Source organism: Leptotrichia sp. oral taxon 498 (genome assembly GCF_002240055.1).
In the GTDB taxonomy this organism is placed as follows: Bacteria; Fusobacteriota; Fusobacteriia; order Fusobacteriales; family Leptotrichiaceae; genus Leptotrichia; species Leptotrichia rugosa.
On record NZ_CP016753.1, the window covers coordinates 1,098,745 to 1,114,101 of the forward strand.

At 31.3% G+C, this 15,357-nt stretch carries 22 protein-coding genes; 20 read left to right on the forward strand and 2 right to left on the reverse strand.

Translation table 11 applies throughout. The features are described from left to right. Positions 1 to 11: 11 nt before the first annotated feature. The 3 genes from BCB68_RS05435 to BCB68_RS10525 are packed head-to-tail and all read left to right on the forward strand — an operon-like array spanning position 12 to position 1,052. Entirely contained in the window at positions 12 to 539 is a 528-nt protein-coding gene (locus BCB68_RS05435; RefSeq protein WP_094079859.1) for a phage major tail tube protein, read from the forward strand. Positions 540 to 549: 10 nt separating this feature from the next. Continuing rightward, a complete protein-coding gene (locus tag BCB68_RS05440) occupies positions 550 to 879 on the forward strand; it encodes a hypothetical protein (protein ID WP_068154658.1) in 330 nt (109 codons plus the stop codon). Positions 880 to 896: 17 nt separating this feature from the next. After that, positions 897 to 1,052 carry a hypothetical protein gene (locus BCB68_RS10525; protein WP_157697353.1) on the forward strand — a complete coding sequence of 52 codons (156 nt, stop codon included), beginning with the start codon at positions 897 to 899 and terminating at the stop codon, positions 1,050 to 1,052. Between the two features lie 10 nt (positions 1,053 to 1,062). Here the strand turns inward: BCB68_RS10525 and BCB68_RS10530 are convergent, their stop codons facing one another. Then, complete coding sequence (locus tag BCB68_RS10530; protein ID WP_157697354.1) at positions 1,063 to 1,269, reverse strand: hypothetical protein; 207 nt, start codon at positions 1,267 to 1,269, stop codon at positions 1,063 to 1,065. 63 nt (positions 1,270 to 1,332) lie between these two features. Here BCB68_RS10530 and BCB68_RS05450 point away from each other — a divergent pair, with 63 nt between their 5' ends. From BCB68_RS05450 to BCB68_RS05500, 11 genes are all read left to right on the forward strand, one after another. Next, a complete protein-coding gene (locus BCB68_RS05450) occupies positions 1,333 to 4,410 on the forward strand; it encodes a phage tail tape measure protein (protein WP_094079861.1) in 3,078 nt (1,025 codons plus the stop codon). Then, on the forward strand, positions 4,410 to 4,631 hold the full coding sequence (locus BCB68_RS05455; RefSeq protein ID WP_094079862.1) for a tail protein X: 222 nt from the start codon (positions 4,410 to 4,412) through the stop codon (positions 4,629 to 4,631). The genes BCB68_RS05450 and BCB68_RS05455 overlap by 1 nt, the downstream gene beginning before the upstream one ends. A 2-nt stretch (positions 4,632 to 4,633) precedes the next feature. After that, entirely contained in the window at positions 4,634 to 5,497 is an 864-nt protein-coding gene (locus tag BCB68_RS05460) for a phage late control D family protein (protein ID WP_094079863.1), read from the forward strand. Between the two features lie 9 nt (positions 5,498 to 5,506). Then, complete coding sequence (locus BCB68_RS05465) at positions 5,507 to 6,058, forward strand: hypothetical protein (protein WP_094079864.1); 552 nt, start codon at positions 5,507 to 5,509, stop codon at positions 6,056 to 6,058. A 132-nt stretch (positions 6,059 to 6,190) separates the two neighbouring features. After that, the gene (locus tag BCB68_RS05470) at positions 6,191 to 6,967 is read left to right on the forward strand and encodes a hypothetical protein (protein WP_094079865.1); all 777 of its coding nucleotides are present in this window, start codon (positions 6,191 to 6,193) and stop codon (positions 6,965 to 6,967) included. Positions 6,968 to 7,124: 157 nt separating this feature from the next. Continuing rightward, positions 7,125 to 7,583, forward strand: a complete 459-nt coding sequence (locus tag BCB68_RS05475; protein ID WP_237048565.1) for a phage baseplate protein — start codon at positions 7,125 to 7,127, stop codon at positions 7,581 to 7,583. Then, the gene (locus BCB68_RS05480; RefSeq protein ID WP_018450268.1) at positions 7,580 to 8,110 is read left to right on the forward strand and encodes a phage tail protein; all 531 of its coding nucleotides are present in this window, start codon (positions 7,580 to 7,582) and stop codon (positions 8,108 to 8,110) included. The genes BCB68_RS05475 and BCB68_RS05480 overlap by 4 nt, the downstream gene beginning before the upstream one ends. Then, positions 8,094 to 8,408: a hypothetical protein gene (locus BCB68_RS05485; RefSeq protein WP_094079867.1), complete on the forward strand. Its 315-nt coding sequence runs from the start codon at positions 8,094 to 8,096 to the stop codon at positions 8,406 to 8,408. The genes BCB68_RS05480 and BCB68_RS05485 overlap by 17 nt, the downstream gene beginning before the upstream one ends. Continuing rightward, entirely contained in the window at positions 8,401 to 9,519 is a 1,119-nt protein-coding gene (locus BCB68_RS05490) for a baseplate assembly protein (RefSeq protein ID WP_094079868.1), read from the forward strand. Before BCB68_RS05485 ends, BCB68_RS05490 begins: the two co-directional genes overlap by 8 nt. Beyond that, positions 9,516 to 10,154 carry a phage tail protein I gene (locus BCB68_RS05495; protein WP_094079869.1) on the forward strand — a complete coding sequence of 213 codons (639 nt, stop codon included), beginning with the start codon at positions 9,516 to 9,518 and terminating at the stop codon, positions 10,152 to 10,154. Before BCB68_RS05490 ends, BCB68_RS05495 begins: the two co-directional genes overlap by 4 nt. A gap of 8 nt (positions 10,155 to 10,162) precedes the next feature. Beyond that, complete coding sequence (locus tag BCB68_RS05500) at positions 10,163 to 11,116, forward strand: phage tail-collar fiber domain-containing protein (protein WP_237048566.1); 954 nt, start codon at positions 10,163 to 10,165, stop codon at positions 11,114 to 11,116. On the opposite strand, the gene BCB68_RS05505 is transcribed toward BCB68_RS05500, so the two are convergent. After that, a complete protein-coding gene (locus BCB68_RS05505) occupies positions 11,113 to 11,388 on the reverse strand; it encodes a hypothetical protein (RefSeq protein ID WP_094079870.1) in 276 nt (91 codons plus the stop codon). The two genes, BCB68_RS05500 and BCB68_RS05505, sit on opposite strands and share 4 nt — an antisense overlap. 49 nt (positions 11,389 to 11,437) lie before the next feature. Here BCB68_RS05505 and BCB68_RS05510 point away from each other — a divergent pair, with 49 nt between their 5' ends. The 6 genes from BCB68_RS05510 to BCB68_RS05530 all read left to right on the forward strand — a co-directional run bounded on the left by BCB68_RS05510 (position 11,438) and on the right by BCB68_RS05530 (position 15,286). After that, positions 11,438 to 12,391 carry a tyrosine-type recombinase/integrase gene (locus BCB68_RS05510; protein WP_094079871.1) on the forward strand — a complete coding sequence of 318 codons (954 nt, stop codon included), beginning with the start codon at positions 11,438 to 11,440 and terminating at the stop codon, positions 12,389 to 12,391. Between the two features lie 236 nt (positions 12,392 to 12,627). Beyond that, entirely contained in the window at positions 12,628 to 13,194 is a 567-nt protein-coding gene (locus BCB68_RS05515; RefSeq protein ID WP_094079872.1) for a hypothetical protein, read from the forward strand. Between the two features lie 90 nt (positions 13,195 to 13,284). Next, the gene (locus BCB68_RS05520; protein ID WP_094079873.1) at positions 13,285 to 13,803 is read left to right on the forward strand and encodes a glycoside hydrolase family 108 protein; all 519 of its coding nucleotides are present in this window, start codon (positions 13,285 to 13,287) and stop codon (positions 13,801 to 13,803) included. 183 nt (positions 13,804 to 13,986) lie between these two features. Then, entirely contained in the window at positions 13,987 to 14,160 is a 174-nt protein-coding gene (locus BCB68_RS10630; protein WP_169720573.1) for a hypothetical protein, read from the forward strand. A 112-nt stretch (positions 14,161 to 14,272) separates the two neighbouring features. Further along, positions 14,273 to 14,572 (forward strand): hypothetical protein, encoded by a 300-nt coding sequence (locus tag BCB68_RS05525; protein WP_094079874.1) that lies wholly within the window; start codon positions 14,273 to 14,275, stop codon positions 14,570 to 14,572. A 12-nt stretch (positions 14,573 to 14,584) separates the two neighbouring features. Then, positions 14,585 to 15,286 carry a Rha family transcriptional regulator gene (locus BCB68_RS05530; protein WP_094079875.1) on the forward strand — a complete coding sequence of 234 codons (702 nt, stop codon included), beginning with the start codon at positions 14,585 to 14,587 and terminating at the stop codon, positions 15,284 to 15,286. Positions 15,287 to 15,357: the final 71 nt, after the last annotated feature.

The window sequence follows — 15,357 nt, forward strand, 5'->3', positions numbered from 1 at the left end:
GGAATGAAGAAATGGCTAAAAAGAAACTGCCTTTAGGAATTGTTGACGCTGACCTTTATGTCAATGGTTCAAACGCATTAGAAGGAGTTGGAGTAGTAGAACTTCCGAATGTAGAATCAGCAACAATAACAACTGAACAATTTGGTATGGCTGCTGAATTTGAAGCTCCGTTAATTGGACATTATAAAAAGATGTCGGCTAAGGTAAAAATGGACAGTATGAATGACACATTATTAAATTTTAATAATAATGACTCAATCACACTAGAGTGTTTGGGAGCTTTGCAACAGTTAGATAGAATGACGCACTCACCAAAAATAACTGGTGCAGATGCAACATTAAAGGGATTTATCACAAAATTTGATGGTCCAAAAGTTGAAAATGGTAAAAAATTTGAAGGTTCGTTTGATTTGAGTATTACTTATTATAAATTAACGATAAATGGTAAAACAATCATTGAAATTGATGTATTGAACGGAATTTCAAATGTAAATGGAAGTTTTAACAATATCATAAGACAATTATTAGGACATATTTAGGAGGATAAGAATGATTATAAAATTAACAAAAGAATATGAATTAGGAAGTAAAAAATATAAAGAAATAGATTTAAAACTGGATAATTTAACAGGAGCAGATTTATTAGAATGTGGAAAAGATTATAAATCAAGAATGAAATCTAATGCTGAAAACTTTAAAGATTTTGATGACGCTTGGGCATTGACTGTAGCTGAAAGGGCATCAGGTATTAAATATGGGCATTTAATGACCTTAGGTGCTGAAGACTTTTTAAAAGTGGTAAATCAAACTAAGAATTTTTTAGTAAAAGGTTGGGGAACGGACGAAGACAAGGACGAGAAAGCTCCAACGGAAGCATAACAGATGATTTTTTAGACTTGATTACAGATTTATTGAGCGGACTTAACTATTTTAAAATGAATATCAGTTATGAAACGCTTATGAAATGTACATTTGATGAGCTGGATTACTGGATAGCAAGGGCTAATAAGTTGATTGAGGATGAAAAGGCAAGGCAAGAAGAGAGTGAATAAAAAAAGGGGATTAGTCGTCCCCACCAATGAAAACTGATGAAAATTTAAATAGAACTACGATAAGAGCTATAACTGTGATTACAGGACTTATAGCAAACATAAATGATATAAATATAAATAAGAAAAATAATGATGGAATAGATACAACTAGACCAAATAATATTATTAAAGTCATTTCTAGCGGAGTATATTTTTTATCTGATTTATTAATTTTCATAAAAATCACCTCTTTGATTTATTTAATATATTATACCATATTTAAGAGAAAAGGAGGAATATTGTGGCAAAAAATTTGGAACTGAACATAGTTCTGGGTGCGGCAGTAGCTAGTGCTATTAGTGGAATGAGCCAAGTTGCAAATGCTTTAAAAAATACGACGAAATCTGTCAAAGAATTTGAAAAAGAAATCAAAAGCATGGAAAAAGCACAAAAAGCGTTTCAAAATATGGACAAGGCTCGTGACGGATTAAATAAAATTAATTCGGAGTATAAAAAGGCAGCTGAACATTTGCAAAAATTGAAAGCCGAATATGAAAGAACTGGAAGCAGTAATAAACAACTGGCTAAGGAAATAGAACAGGCTGAAAAAAATGTTGGAAAATTGAATAAGCAAAAAGAACGACAACAGCATGTATTTGAAGCTGCAAGAAGCAAGATAGAAGCGGAAGGCGCTAGTTTATCTAACTACAGAAACAAGGTTCAGGAAGTTGAAAAAGAAATCGAGAAAATGAACAAACTGAAAGAAGCTCAAAAAAGATACGATGCTAGACAAGAAACTGTTGGAAAAATGAAAGACTTTGGAGATAAGCAAATAATGCAAGGTATGGGAATGGCTGGAGCTTTGGCTGTTCCTGTTAAACTGGCAGTTGATCTAGAAAATGCTCAAGCAGACTTAAAAAAAGTTGCTGATTTTAGTTCTAAAAAAATGGAAGATGGATTTTACAAAGCTATGAGAAACTTTAGTGAAAACAGTCCATTATCTCAAGTAGAATTATTTCAAATTGCAGGAGCAGGGGCTCAAGCGGGAATAAAAACAGATGAATTGGAAAGATATACTAAAGATGCAGCTAAAATTAAAGTTGCTTTTGATATGAACACTGAGGCAGCAGGAAACTTTTTGGCGAAAACAAGGGCACAACTTAATTTGGATCAGAATGGAGTAATGCAGTATGCTAATGTAATTAATTATTTAGCAAACACCGTGGCTGTCACAGCTCCAGAAGTAGCAGATATTTCAAGCAGAGTCGCAGGATTAGGTGGAATGGCTGGTATTTCCAAAGAAGGAGTTGCGGCATTAGGAGCAAGTTTAGTATCATTTTCTGTTCCATCTGAAGTTGCGGCTACTGGATTAAAAAATATATCACTAGGATTAATGGCTGGAAGTTCGGCAACAAAAAGTGCAAGAGCAGCTTTCAAATCTTTAGGATTAGACGCAGAAGATGTAGCTAAAAGAATGACAAAAGACGGAGAAGGAACTTTAGTTGATGTTTTTCAAAGAATAAAAAAACTTCCCAAGGATGTTCAAGCTGCGACACTTAAAAATTTATTCGGTAAAGAATCTATTCAATCAGCATCTGAATTAGCAAACCATATTGATGATGTTAGTGCGAACATGAAAAAAGCTCATGACAGAGCAAAAACAGCCGGAAGTGTCGATAAGGAATACAACCAAAGATTAAAAACAATGGGAAATGCTTTTTCAACTTTAAAAAATAGAGTTGTAAACATGGGTGTAGATTTAGGTTCGGCATTAGGTCCAAGTTTAGTTCAAGTTGCAAATTCTATTGGTCCACTTATTACTAAATTTTCTCAATTAATACAAAAACATCCGCAATTAACTGCAAATATTCTAAAAGCTGTAGCGGGATTTGCAGCATTTAAAATAGGTATTGGTGGATTAGCTAAAGGATTTGCACCAGTTTTTAGTGGAATATCTAAAGGAATTCATATATTTGATGAGTTTAAAGCGGCTGGAAGTTTTGCTGAAGGATTTAAAACGGCATTTCCGACAATATCTAAAATTGGCTCAATGTTCAAAAAAGTAGGCTTGGCGATCAAAGCGGCTTTTATGGCAAATCCTGTTATTTTAATAATTGTTGCAATAGTGGCTGTTATAGCAATTGTTGTAGTTTTATATAATAAATGTGCTTGGTTTAGGAATGGAGTGAATGCGATATTTAAAGCAGTAGCTAACTTTATAAAACAAGTCTGGCAAGGGATCAAACCAACTGTAATGAACGTGATAACAGGAATAAAAAATATTGTTAAACAAGGTGTTGATTTTATTAAACTAGTTTGGAAAATAATTAAACCGACAGTAATGGAGGTGTGGAATGCTATTAAGATGGCAGCAAGTGTTGCAATGAAAGGAATAACGATACTTGTAAAAGCATCTATCGCTGTTTTAAAAGCTATATGGAGAGTTTTGAAACCTGTTGTGGTTGCTGTTTGGAATGCAATCAAAGCAGTTGTGCTTGTGGTGATTAAAATAATAGCTGTATATATTAAGACATACATTAATATTATAAAAGTGGCTTGGAAAGTATTGACAATAGCTGTAAAGGTTGTATGGACCGTGATAAAAGCTGTAATTTTAGTTGTTATTGTTGCTATTGTCGTTGTAATCAGGACAAATATTATGATAATAAAAACTATATGGAAAGGTTTAGTTGCAGTTGCACGATTTGTTTGGAATGCAATTAAAGGTGTGGTTATTCCTGTATGGAATGCTATTAAATCAACGGCAATAGCATTGTGGAACGGTTTGAAATCCGGAATAACAGCAGTAGGTTCATTCTTTAAATCAACCTGGGAAGGAATAAAAGGAGCTGCAATCGCTGTATGGAATGGTATTAAATCAGCATTTGATGCAGTTGCTTCTGGATTGAAAAGTGCAATCAGTGGTGTTGTAAAATTTTTCACGGATAAATGGAACGGATTGAAAAATATGGTTTCAAAAGGACTTGGAGCAGTTGGAGGACTTTTAGGATTTGGGAAAAATGCAGCAGGAACTAACTACTGGAGTGGAGGACTTACAACAGTAGCAGAACGTGGAGCTGAATTAATTCAAATACCTGGTAAACCAGCATTTTTAGCGGAACACGAAATGTTATTGAATTTACCTCGTGGTACTCAAATATTGAATAATCGTGAAACTAGAAATAGTTTTAGAGATAAAATTAGTGAACTAAAAGAGAGAATGTCAGGGCTTAGAAGCAATGAAGGTTCAAGCAGCGGAGATGTTATCAATATTAGCATAACAGTAAATGGAAATGCCGATACAAGTGCAATTGAGAAAGCAGTAATGAGGGCATTGGCGAAAGCTAAAAATAAAAAAGAAAGGACGGCGTTTGGATAATGGCTAACGTTAGAGTTTACAGGACACAAAGTGGTGACACTTGGGATTTGATAGCTTATAGAGTTTACGGAAGTGAAGGATATTATCATGACCTTATTAGAAGTAATTTAGCTTTAATCGACATCGCCGTTTTTGACGCAAATGTTCCAATTATTCTTCCTGAAATTGCTGAAGAAAGTGATAATGATACAAGTTTACCGCCGTGGAAGAGAGGTGAATAGGAATGGCTTTTGCTAGAAATATTAGGGTTATAGTTATATTTAATAAAGTTGATATTTCTGAAGAGGTAGCGCATTCTATTTCATCTCTTAACTACACGGACAATTCCAAAAATGCTATAGATGATTTAGAAATAGAACTAGAAAATTTAGATTATAGATGGCTTAAAGAGTGGTATCCTGATGAGAACGCTCAACTACTTGTTGGAATCCATGAGGAACTGGAAAACGAAACTAATTTTTTGGATTTGGGAACTTTTTATGTGGATGAGCCGACTTTTGAAGATCAGAAACTTACTTTAAAATGTTTAGCTTTACCGCTTGATCAAAATATTAGAGACCAAAAAAATAGTGTTGCTTGGGAGAGAGTAACATTAAAAGAACTGGTAATGCAAATTGCTAATAAGCATGAAATGAATGCAGAGCTTTATGCAGAAAATGTATTTTTTGAGAGATTAGATCAAAACAAAGAAACTGATTTGGCTTTTATTAATCGAGTTGTTAAAGAAATCGGATTAAACATGAAAGTGTCTGACGACAAAATAATTATTTTTGATGACGAAGAAATGGAAAAGAACGATACCATTGAAGTTTTTAATATTAAAGATTATCGAATTAGAAGTTTCAGCTTGAAAAAGAAAAATAAAGAGATTTATGATAAAGTTGAAGTTTCTTACTATGATCCTGATAAGAAAAAAGTTGTTAAGGAAATTATTACAAAAGAGGAACTTGACAAGCGTAATGAAGTAACTACTGGGGATTCGGAAGAAAAGGAATCTAAAGCTAAAGATAGTAAGAAAACAAATAAGAAGAGTCAGAAAAAGACTAACAAAAAGACAATTAAAAAGGTTAAATCTAAGAAAAAATAAGAGGTTGAAATGAAGAAAAATACAACTGGTAAGAAAAAAGGTAAAACGATTAAAGAATCAAAAGAAAAATTACAGAAGAAAGCTGAAAGTAAGAAGAAAAGAACTAAAAAAGAAAAAACCTTGAAAGTTAAAACTAAAGGGAAAACAGAACCAAAAAAAGTTGCAAAAAAGACTTTGAAAGACAATCTTAAACAAGAATATCAGATAACTTTAAATGTTGATGGAAGTACTAAATACTTAGCTGGAGCAATAATTGAGCTTGATGAAAGCTGGGGAAAGTTTGAAGGCAAATATGTAATTGACAAGGTAACGCACGAGATAAGCGGTGATTATACTTGCGAAATTACAGCAATGAAACTTGGAGCGAGAGAAAATGCAGAGAAAAAAGCAATAGCTCAAACTAAAGAAGAACAAAAGAAAAAAGAAGCTGAAAAAGCTAAGAAAAAAGGTTCTAAGAAATCAAAAGCTAAAACAAGTTCTAAGAGCCGAAAAACTGTGAAAAAATCGACTAAAAAAGTAAGAGATAAGAAAAACACTAAAAGATCTAGTAAAAAGAAATAGAATTTTATAGGACAATGACAATCAAATAATGACTGTGAAACTAAAATATTTGTTTTTGAGAGATAACAAGCAATTTTAATTTTTCTTAAAAATAAGGTATAATATAATAAAATTATTTTTAGGAGGAATTTTATGGCAATTTTTGTAATATTGTTTTTAGTATTATTTTTAATTCTAATATTTCAAATAATCAGATTGATTTATTTTGCAATCAAGAAAAAGGAACTATCTAAAGAAGTGAAAAAAACTTGTATTGTATTTTTGTGTAATATATTTGCATTTATCTTAGTTGGGATAACAGTACCCGAAAGCACAAAAAATGCAATTAAAAAAGAAGAAGAGTTAAAGAAAAAAGCTAAAGAGGCTAAGGAAACTAAAAAGAAAGTTGACAAAGAGAAGAAACAAGTTAAATTGGCTAGTCAAGACGACTTAAAATATGAAGTATTAAAAAATTCAAGAGATACAAGTAACTTAACTAAAAAAGAAAATACAATAGATATATTAGTTAAAGATAATATTTCTGAAGAAAATCTAAAGAAAGTAATGAGAAAAGCAGGAAAAGAGCAAATAAAAGATGCGGATATTCTGTTTATTCGTGCTTATGGAGATAAAAAGTTCTTTAATCTTGGTGGTGAAACACATGGAATGATAACTTATTATCCTGATGGAACTGTGAAAAATGAAACTTATACAGCTAAAAAAGAAATTCCAAGTGATAAAGAAAAAGATATTTATATTGATTATTCAAAAACACTTCATGAAACTTTAAAATCAAAAGGAAACTATACTAAACAAGAAGAAGAAAATATTGAAGAAAAAATCAATAAAAAAATAGCTAAGAAGTATGGAATTTCACCAGAAGAAGTAGAAAAAATCTTTGATAAAGTTGTTATTTATCAAGGTATGTAGTTTATAAAAAGGGAGATTATTTGTTCGTACTTTGTTAGAAACATTAGGAATAAAAGCAAATATGGATAGAGAAAAAGAAGGAGCATAAGATTTAAAAGAAAATCACAGTCATTAATTTGATTGTGATTTTTTTGTTACAAAAAAAGTGATAAGGCAGGTGGTTAAATTGATTGAAACATTAAAATCTGGAGAAGTAAGTGCAATAGATTCAAAAACTGGAAAAGTAAGAGTGCTATTAAAAGGCGACGACGATAAAACAACGGACTGGCTTAATGTATTAGTACCTTACTCTGAAAGTCATAGTGATAATTATACACTCAGTCTAGGTCAAACTGTTTATTGTTTATTTTTCTCAGAAATGCCTGAGCAAGGAGTGGTGCTTGGCTGTCCTATGCGAGGTGCTTCTAGCAGCGAAAGCGAAGTTAAAAGGACCTTTTCTGACGGAGGTAATTGGACTTATGACGGCAATACATTGACTTTAAATATTGGTAAAGTTGTAATTAATGGAGATTTAGAAGTGAGTGGAACGACTACAACTGGTGGAAGTATTAATCTTAACACACATAAACATGATGGAGTAACTGCTGGTGGAGATATGAGTGGAGGTCCGAAATGATAGGAAGTTTTGGAGATGTAATTTTTGAAGCGTCAGAAGATCAGATTGTATCGCTTAATAATCAAATAAGCAGATCATACAAGGCTAAAATATCGGAACATCAAGCAATTTACGGTCCTGGAATGTTAAGATTCCAAGGTAGAGATTTACTAGAAGTTAGTTTTACAATGACTTTAGTATCATCTTTAATACAGCAGACTACTTTAAAAGAAGAACTAGATACAATCAAGAAAATGTTTGAACTTGGAGAGTATGCTAATCTAGTCTTTGGTGGTCAAGTATTTGGCGAATACCCTTTTTTGATAACAGAATTATCAGAAGAAAGCAGTTATTTTAATAAAGAAGAGGGGGGATTTGATGTTGTTAAGTTGAATATTACGCTTAAAGAGTATATTGAAAATCCTAAGTTGTATAATCAATTAATTGAACAAAGAAAAATACAAAAAAATCAGCAAGTCACTGAAGAAAATCAAGACGACATCGAGAATGAGCAGAAGGAGGCTGTAAATAATGATAACAGTAAATAGCTCTGAAGAAATAAATTATAATCCAAAAAATGTTTTAGAAGAAGTAGTTACAAATGTAGGAATGATTTTAAGAGTTTGCAAAGAAGAACAGCCACTCAATCGAGATTTTGCATTTGACAGTGATTTAATTGATAAGAACATTAATGTTGTGCAGAATAGGATCACAAGCCACTTGACTAAAATTATAAGAGAATATGAGCCAAGAGCTGTTTTAAGACAAACTAGAATCATTATGAAAGATACATATAATAATGATTTTGACATTGAATTAGGGATTGAGGTGATAAATATTGAGTGAAATATCAAATGAAGAATATGAAATTATAGATGCGGATTCTTGGGAGCTTAAAAGAGATATGATTAATAAATTCCAAGAATTGAGCGGAAGAAAATTGACAGAAGCGAGTCCAGAAACACTTATTTTTGAAACAGTTGCTTACATGATTGGATTGAGAGAAGAAAAATACAACGATGAAATGAAACAGAATTATTTAAGATTTGCAAGAAATGAGCGGTTAGATTTGAAAGGAGAATTTTACGGAAATAGAGGTAAAAGACTCGTAGAACAACCAGCCGTGGCAACATTTAGATTTTATATTACTGATATTCAAGCGACGGACATAATAATTCCAAAAGGGTCAAGGATTCAATACAATGAGTTGTATTTTTCGACAGATGAACAATATAAAATAGAAAAAGGTGATTTATATGTAGATGGAATTGCAACTTGCAACACATCAGGAACTGTTGGGAATGATATTCCAGTTGGACAAATTAACACAATGGTCGATATTTTCCCGCATTATGACAAGGTTGAAAACATTACGGCATCAAATAACGGAGCTGAAATAGAGCAAGATGACAATTATAGAGCTAGAATCAGAGAAATCCCTGAATCGTTTACAACAGCTGGAAGTAAAGGAGCTTATGAATTTTGGGCTAAGTCAACAAGTACGAATATTGTCGATGTTGTGGCATACAGTCCAAGCGCAACAAATGTGGATATTTATGTTTTAACTGATTCCTTGACACTTACTAATGAACTCAAAAAGAGAATCGAAGAAATGTTGAATACTGACAACATAAGACCACTGACAGACAATGTGACAATAAAACAGGCAATAAAGACATCATACACAATTGATTTTGACTACTACATTGATAAGTCTAATGAAACGCTTGTAAATGTTATTAAAAATAATGTTGAAAAAGCTGTAAAAGAATATAAGACTTGGCAACAAAATAAAATGGGGAGAGATATTAATCCTGATGAGCTAATAAAATTATTAAAACTAGCTGGAGTAAAAAGAGTTGTGTTAAGAAATCCCGCTTTTAAAGTTTTAGATTTTAATGAGATAGCAGAGAATACAGGTGTTACAAGCAATTACTTAGGAGTTGAAAATATATGATAACTATTGATGATTTGAATTTAACGGATATAGCAGCTAAGTCAACTTTGAATGATAAAATAACACTTTGGATTTATGAATCTATAAATTTTGCTATCAAAAAGAAGCATGATGCGATTAAAAGGAAATTTTTCTTGGAATTATCAGAGTTAAATGATGTAGAGTTAGACTTTTTGATGTGGGAATACCATGTTGATTACATTGACGCAAATATTTCAAAAGAAACAAAGGTTAAATTGATTAAAAGAGCGGTTTTTTCACATTTTAATAAAGGAACTGTAGGCGGAACGAAAGAAATATGTGAAATATTATTTGACGGAAAAGTTGGAATAACAGAATGGTTTAAATATGGAGGAAAGGCAGGTTATTTTAAACTTAGCACAGATGGAGGAATGTCAAATGACAAAGAGTATAAAAAAATATTAGAAGTGGTAGAACAATATAAAAATATCCGTTCCTGGCTTGATGGAATAAGATTTTTAAGAAAAAAAGAAAGAAAAATTAGTTATGGTTTTGTAAGAAGAAGCAAAATAAAATATTATTTAGCTTCAACTGATATAAATATTCCAAATGATTTATTAAAAGCAAATTTTGGAACAGTGCATAGAACAAGAATACTAAGAGAAATAAGATAGGAGGAATCATGGCAAAATTTAAAGGATTTATATTAACAGAAAAAGGGAGAGAATTGTTAGCAAAAGGATTGGCGGGAGAAACAATAACATTTACTAAAATGGCAATAGGAGATGGAACTACAGCAACTTCTGAAAGAGAAATGACAGCGTTGGTTAATCAAATCACAACATTGCCGCTTTTAAATGTAGATACAAAAGGGAATGGAACTTGTGAAATTAACGCTTTATTGACAAACAAATCAGTAACGACAGGATTTTATATAAGAGAGCTGGGGATATTTGCTCACGGAAATGATAATGTTGAAATACTTTATGCTTACAACACTTCAGCAAATGCGGACTATTTGCCACCTTTTTCAGCAAATAATGTAGTTGAGATAGAGTATATAGATACGATAATTGTGGATCAAGTGGAAAATATTACTGCTACTATCGACCCAGCTGTATCGTATATAACAAAAAAATATGCAGAAGATAATTTTTTAACATTGAAAGATAAGATGAAAATGTTGGGGCTAGAATTTGGTGGAAACATACAGGACATTGGCAATAAAACGAAAGGTAAATTTTATTATGACAGTGTAACAAAATTTTACTACGAATGCATAGAAGATAACAGTCTAACTTACAACGATTCAGGAAAATTTAGAGCTATTTCTAATAAGCCAATTTCGGATAAAGTGGAAAATTTATTCACATTTGGAAAAAATTGGATAAAATTTCCTTTTGGGCTAACAATACAATGGGGAACTAATACAGCACCGAATGGAAATGATTTAATAAATCTAAACACACCTTTTGAGTCAACAGATTATCAGATTGTTGTGTCCGATGACGGTCCCGGAACACATGTAATTGGAACAGTTCCTGTTACCAATGAAGTTTTCAGACTATTTGGAACAGACCCTGGCAGTTTAAAATACACGAAAACTGGATTTCGCTGGCTGGCAGTTGGATTTTAATATCCTATAGCAAGCCACCAGAATGTTGTATCAGAAAAAATTCCATCTTTTTTTGCCCACGAGCTGAATCCGAAGTTTCCGTCATTTTTAAGACTTACTGAATTTGCTCCACCGCCTATATCTGTTGCTGAAAGAAAAATAGTGGCGTTAGGAAACGGCACGCTGTAAGAAAATGGTGTTGCTCTAATTCCGTCTCTTGCATAATAATTTGTAATTCCAAATTTAAAAATTATGTTTCCAATTTTAAACTGTCCGTTTTTAAATTCAAACAAATTTTCCATTCTATAATATTAGTAAATATTATAGAGGAGATGATAAAAAATGGAATTGAAATTAATCAAAGGGAGAAATGCACAGATATATTTAGAGTATCTTAACAGTAGCATAGCAAAGAACGAAGCAACTAAAAACACGACTTACAAGACATATCTTAACAACATGAAACAGTTTGTTAAGTATATCAAGAAGTATGAAAACAATCGTTACTTGCTTAGTAAAGATACTTTGAAAATTATTGTGAGCGTATTGGAACGATATATTCGTTATTGCAGGGAAGTGAAAGGGAATAATGCTAGAACTATCAATAATAAGATAACAGCGATTAGTAGCTTTTACATTTGGTCAGTTAAGCGTGATTTAATAGCAACACATCCATTTAGGGATAAATTAGACCGTTTGAAAGTTACAGATGTGGAAAAACGGAGAAATAGTTATTATCTTACAAACAAAGAGATAATAGAGATAAATATCAAAATGGAAATGGACAAACGGCATGATTTACAAGACAGGATTATATTTAATTTGATAATCGACACAGCTTGTAGAATTACTGCTTTGCAGTCAATAAAACTAAAAAATATTGACTTGGAGAATGGGATAATAAGTGGAATCGTGGAAAAGGAACAAAAGATTGTAGAGTTTGCGATATTTGAAGAAACAACAGAACTAATAAGGGAGTGGTTGAGATGTAGAAATGACAGCGTTGAATACTTACTAGTGACTAAATACAACGGAATATTTAAGCAAATGAGCAAAAGCACAATAAGAGATAGAGTTAGAAAAATTGGAAAGTTAGTCGGAATAGATAATTTATATCCGCACTCACTAAGAAAAACAAGCATTAATCTTATTGCAAAAACAGCTGGGATTGACTTGGCAAGTGAGTTTGCAAATCACAGTGGAACAGATGTAACTAAAAAGCACTATGTTAAGAAAACAAGTGCGAGAGATAGAAAAAACAAACTGTTAGAAATTCGCAAAAAAGCAGGATTTTAACAGTAAAAAGTAGAGAAATTTATGAATTTGCACGAAATTTAAAAATACAAATAGTGATTTTCAAAGACTTTGAGATGATTTTAGTTTATGCTTGCATACATTTTTTATTAAATTACTAAAATCTAAAACACACATAAAGCCAATAAAATCAATAAATATTTTTCAAAATTCTGTATAAATTCATAAGTTAGCACAGAATAAAAATCATAAAAAAATAAAGAAATGGAGTGATAAAAATGACAGTAATTTACATTTATTTAATTGCGACAATGGAGTGTATAGCAAAACCAGTTGTCACAACAGTGGGAGAATTCAAAGAAAATCCTATATTATTTTACCCAGACTGGAATGACGAAACAATGAAATGGTCTGAAGCATTATTGACTAATCCAGTTGTTGACAAGGAAACTGGGCAATTAAGAGAGATGAATGAATTTGAGAAAGTTAAAGCTGGGAAAAGAATTTTAGATGACGGAAGTTATTTAGACGAAGAACATAAAACAATTGTAACAATAACAAAGCCGAATGAATATAGCAAATGGGATAAAGACGGTAATACTTGGATTGAGGATAAAGCTTTGAAATTGCAATTTTTAAAAAATGAAAGATATAAGAAGCAACAGTCTTATCTGGCATATAAAAAAGAGCTTGCAGAAAAGGAATCGGAGAAGACAGAGTTTGAGGATTTAGGATTTGATACATCTGAAACAGAAGAGAGAATTATAGAAATAAATTCAGAATTGGACTTATTAAAGACTGAGATAGCAAAAATGACAAAAGAAATTAAGCAATTAGAAAAATAAATTGAACACAATATATTGTGATTTAATATTTTTATATTTTATTTTTAACCAATATATTGTGTTTTAAAAAAATTAAAAGGAGTGATTTAAATGGACAGATTTGAGAAAATTTTTGAATATCTCTTAAAAGTAGAAGGCGGATACTCAAATGATAAATATGACACTGGAGGAAAAACAAAATATGGTATTATAGAATCAGAAGCTAGAGAATATGGGTACAAAGGTGATATGAGAGATATGCCGCTTGATATAGCGAGAGATATTTATAATAAGAAATACTATCATAGAAATGGACTTGATACTTTAAAATCGGATAAGATAGCTTTATCAATTTGCGACTTTGTAGTAAACGCTGGAAACTGGGGAACTAAAAAAGCACAGGCTGCACTTAATGAATTAGGATTTGATTTGAGAGTGGACGGAATTTTAGGAGAAAAAAGTTTAGCTGCGTTAAATGAAGTTGATGAAAATAAATTTTTAGAAAAATATCACGATTTGCAGAGAAGATATTATAAAGTGATAGCAGCAAACAGACCATCGCAAAAAGTTTTTTTAAAAGGATGGCTAAACAGAGTGGATAGAAAAGAAAATTATTTAAAATCTCTCTAAAAACGGCTTTGACACAGGCTGAATAAGAGCATAATAAGAAAAAGGACAATGACAATTGAATAAATGACTGTGAAAACTAAAATATTTGTTTTGAGAAAATAGTATAAAAATTTTTAAAAAAAGTTCTTGACTTTTTACACGGGATAATATATAATATATTCACGGGTAGAAAGTGGGTGGAAAATGAAAAAAATCGGACGACCAAAAAGTGATAATCCAAGAAATATAAGATTGGAAATTACTTTGAATAAAGATGAAAATGAAAAATTGAAAAGAATGTCAGAAACTTTAAAATTAAGTAAGACAAGTACAATTGTAAAAGGATTAGAACTTTTGGAAAAAGAATTGGATAAATAAAAAAATACCCTCTATCCAAAATGAACAGAGAGTATATAGATAATAGATATCTAACCAATACTATTATACTATATATTCTCTTAAAAAACAAATATTTTAGGAGGAAAATTTTATGACACTTAGACAAGAGCTAGGATTTGAAATTACAGAAAGTTTATTGGATGAACACAATCACAAGTTAAAATCAGCAAAAAAGGTGGTATTTGATTTATTAGAGGAAATGTACGAAATGCTGTCTAAAGAAAATTTAGATAAATTAATGGATTTGGAAGATGCTTTGGGCGAATATTATCAAACAATTAAAAGAGAATACTACGAAGCTGGTTCAAATATAGACGCATTAGTTCAAAGAAACTGTGAAAAGGAAGTTGCTGAAAAAGTGGCAAGAATTGAAAGAAAAAATATAGTATAACGGAGGATAAAAATGGAATTAATTAAAGTATTAGTGGAAAATCAAAACGGAGTATTAGTAACAACAAGTAATAGAGTGGCACAGGAATTGGGAGTAAAACATTATGATTTACTTGAGAAAATAGACGGATATATAAGTAAATTTAGTTCAACGGAACTTTCCGTTCAATTCTATATACCTAGTAATTACAAGGCTTTGAATGGTAGGACAGTAAAAAATTACTTAATCACGGAAAAAGGAATTGCACAATTGGTTGGAGGATATAATGCGTCAGTACCTATAGCATTTGATTTAAACGTGGCATACATCAATGAATTTGAGAAAATGAAAAAGGCATTAAAACAACCAAAGCCAATGTCAATACCTGAATTAATAGTAATGCAAGGGCAATGGATGGTAGAAGCTGAAAGCAGAATGAATAATATCGAGAACAATGTAATTGGACTTGCAAACACTATTGAGAATAATGACAAGAGCATAAAAAGATTGGAAAATAATCAAAGAAGAACAGTAACAAGCAACCATTTAACAGTAATAGCCTATGCTAATATAAAAGGAATAAAGCCAAAATCATATCACGCACCTTCGATAGGAAAGAAAGCGACTAAGATATGCAGGGAAAAGGATTTATTAATAGGAACAACGGTTGACAGCCGATACGGACTAATAAATACTTATCCTGTTGAAGTTTTAGATGAAATATTTTTTGAATAATAATTAACACTAAATCACAGTCATTAATTTGATTGTGATTTTTTTGTATGAAAAATAACAAAATAGGAGAT

Bases quoted from the DNA above. Each gene is read 5' to 3' on its own strand.
- BCB68_RS05435 (WP_094079859.1), top strand. From the start codon at position 12: ATGGCTAAAAAGAAACTGCCTTTAGGAATTGTTGACGCTGACCTTTAT.
- BCB68_RS05440 (WP_068154658.1), top strand. From the start codon at position 550: ATGATTATAAAATTAACAAAAGAATATGAATTAGGAAGTAAAAAATAT.
- BCB68_RS10530 (WP_157697354.1), bottom strand. From the start codon at position 1,269: ATGAAAATTAATAAATCAGATAAAAAATATACTCCGCTAGAAATGACT.
- BCB68_RS05455 (WP_094079862.1), top strand. From the start codon at position 4,410: ATGGCTAACGTTAGAGTTTACAGGACACAAAGTGGTGACACTTGGGAT.
- BCB68_RS05460 (WP_094079863.1), top strand. From the start codon at position 4,634: ATGGCTTTTGCTAGAAATATTAGGGTTATAGTTATATTTAATAAAGTT.
- BCB68_RS05465 (WP_094079864.1), top strand. From the start codon at position 5,507: ATGAAGAAAAATACAACTGGTAAGAAAAAAGGTAAAACGATTAAAGAA.
- BCB68_RS05470 (WP_094079865.1), top strand. From the start codon at position 6,191: ATGGCAATTTTTGTAATATTGTTTTTAGTATTATTTTTAATTCTAATA.
- BCB68_RS05480 (WP_018450268.1), top strand. From the start codon at position 7,580: ATGATAGGAAGTTTTGGAGATGTAATTTTTGAAGCGTCAGAAGATCAG.
- BCB68_RS05485 (WP_094079867.1), top strand. From the start codon at position 8,094: ATGATAACAGTAAATAGCTCTGAAGAAATAAATTATAATCCAAAAAAT.
- BCB68_RS05495 (WP_094079869.1), top strand. From the start codon at position 9,516: ATGATAACTATTGATGATTTGAATTTAACGGATATAGCAGCTAAGTCA.
- BCB68_RS05500 (WP_237048566.1), top strand. From the start codon at position 10,163: ATGGCAAAATTTAAAGGATTTATATTAACAGAAAAAGGGAGAGAATTG.
- BCB68_RS05510 (WP_094079871.1), top strand. From the start codon at position 11,438: ATGGAATTGAAATTAATCAAAGGGAGAAATGCACAGATATATTTAGAG.
- BCB68_RS05515 (WP_094079872.1), top strand. From the start codon at position 12,628: ATGACAGTAATTTACATTTATTTAATTGCGACAATGGAGTGTATAGCA.
- BCB68_RS05520 (WP_094079873.1), top strand. From the start codon at position 13,285: ATGGACAGATTTGAGAAAATTTTTGAATATCTCTTAAAAGTAGAAGGC.
- BCB68_RS10630 (WP_169720573.1), top strand. From the start codon at position 13,987: ATGAAAAAAATCGGACGACCAAAAAGTGATAATCCAAGAAATATAAGA.
- BCB68_RS05525 (WP_094079874.1), top strand. From the start codon at position 14,273: ATGACACTTAGACAAGAGCTAGGATTTGAAATTACAGAAAGTTTATTG.
- BCB68_RS05530 (WP_094079875.1), top strand. From the start codon at position 14,585: ATGGAATTAATTAAAGTATTAGTGGAAAATCAAAACGGAGTATTAGTA.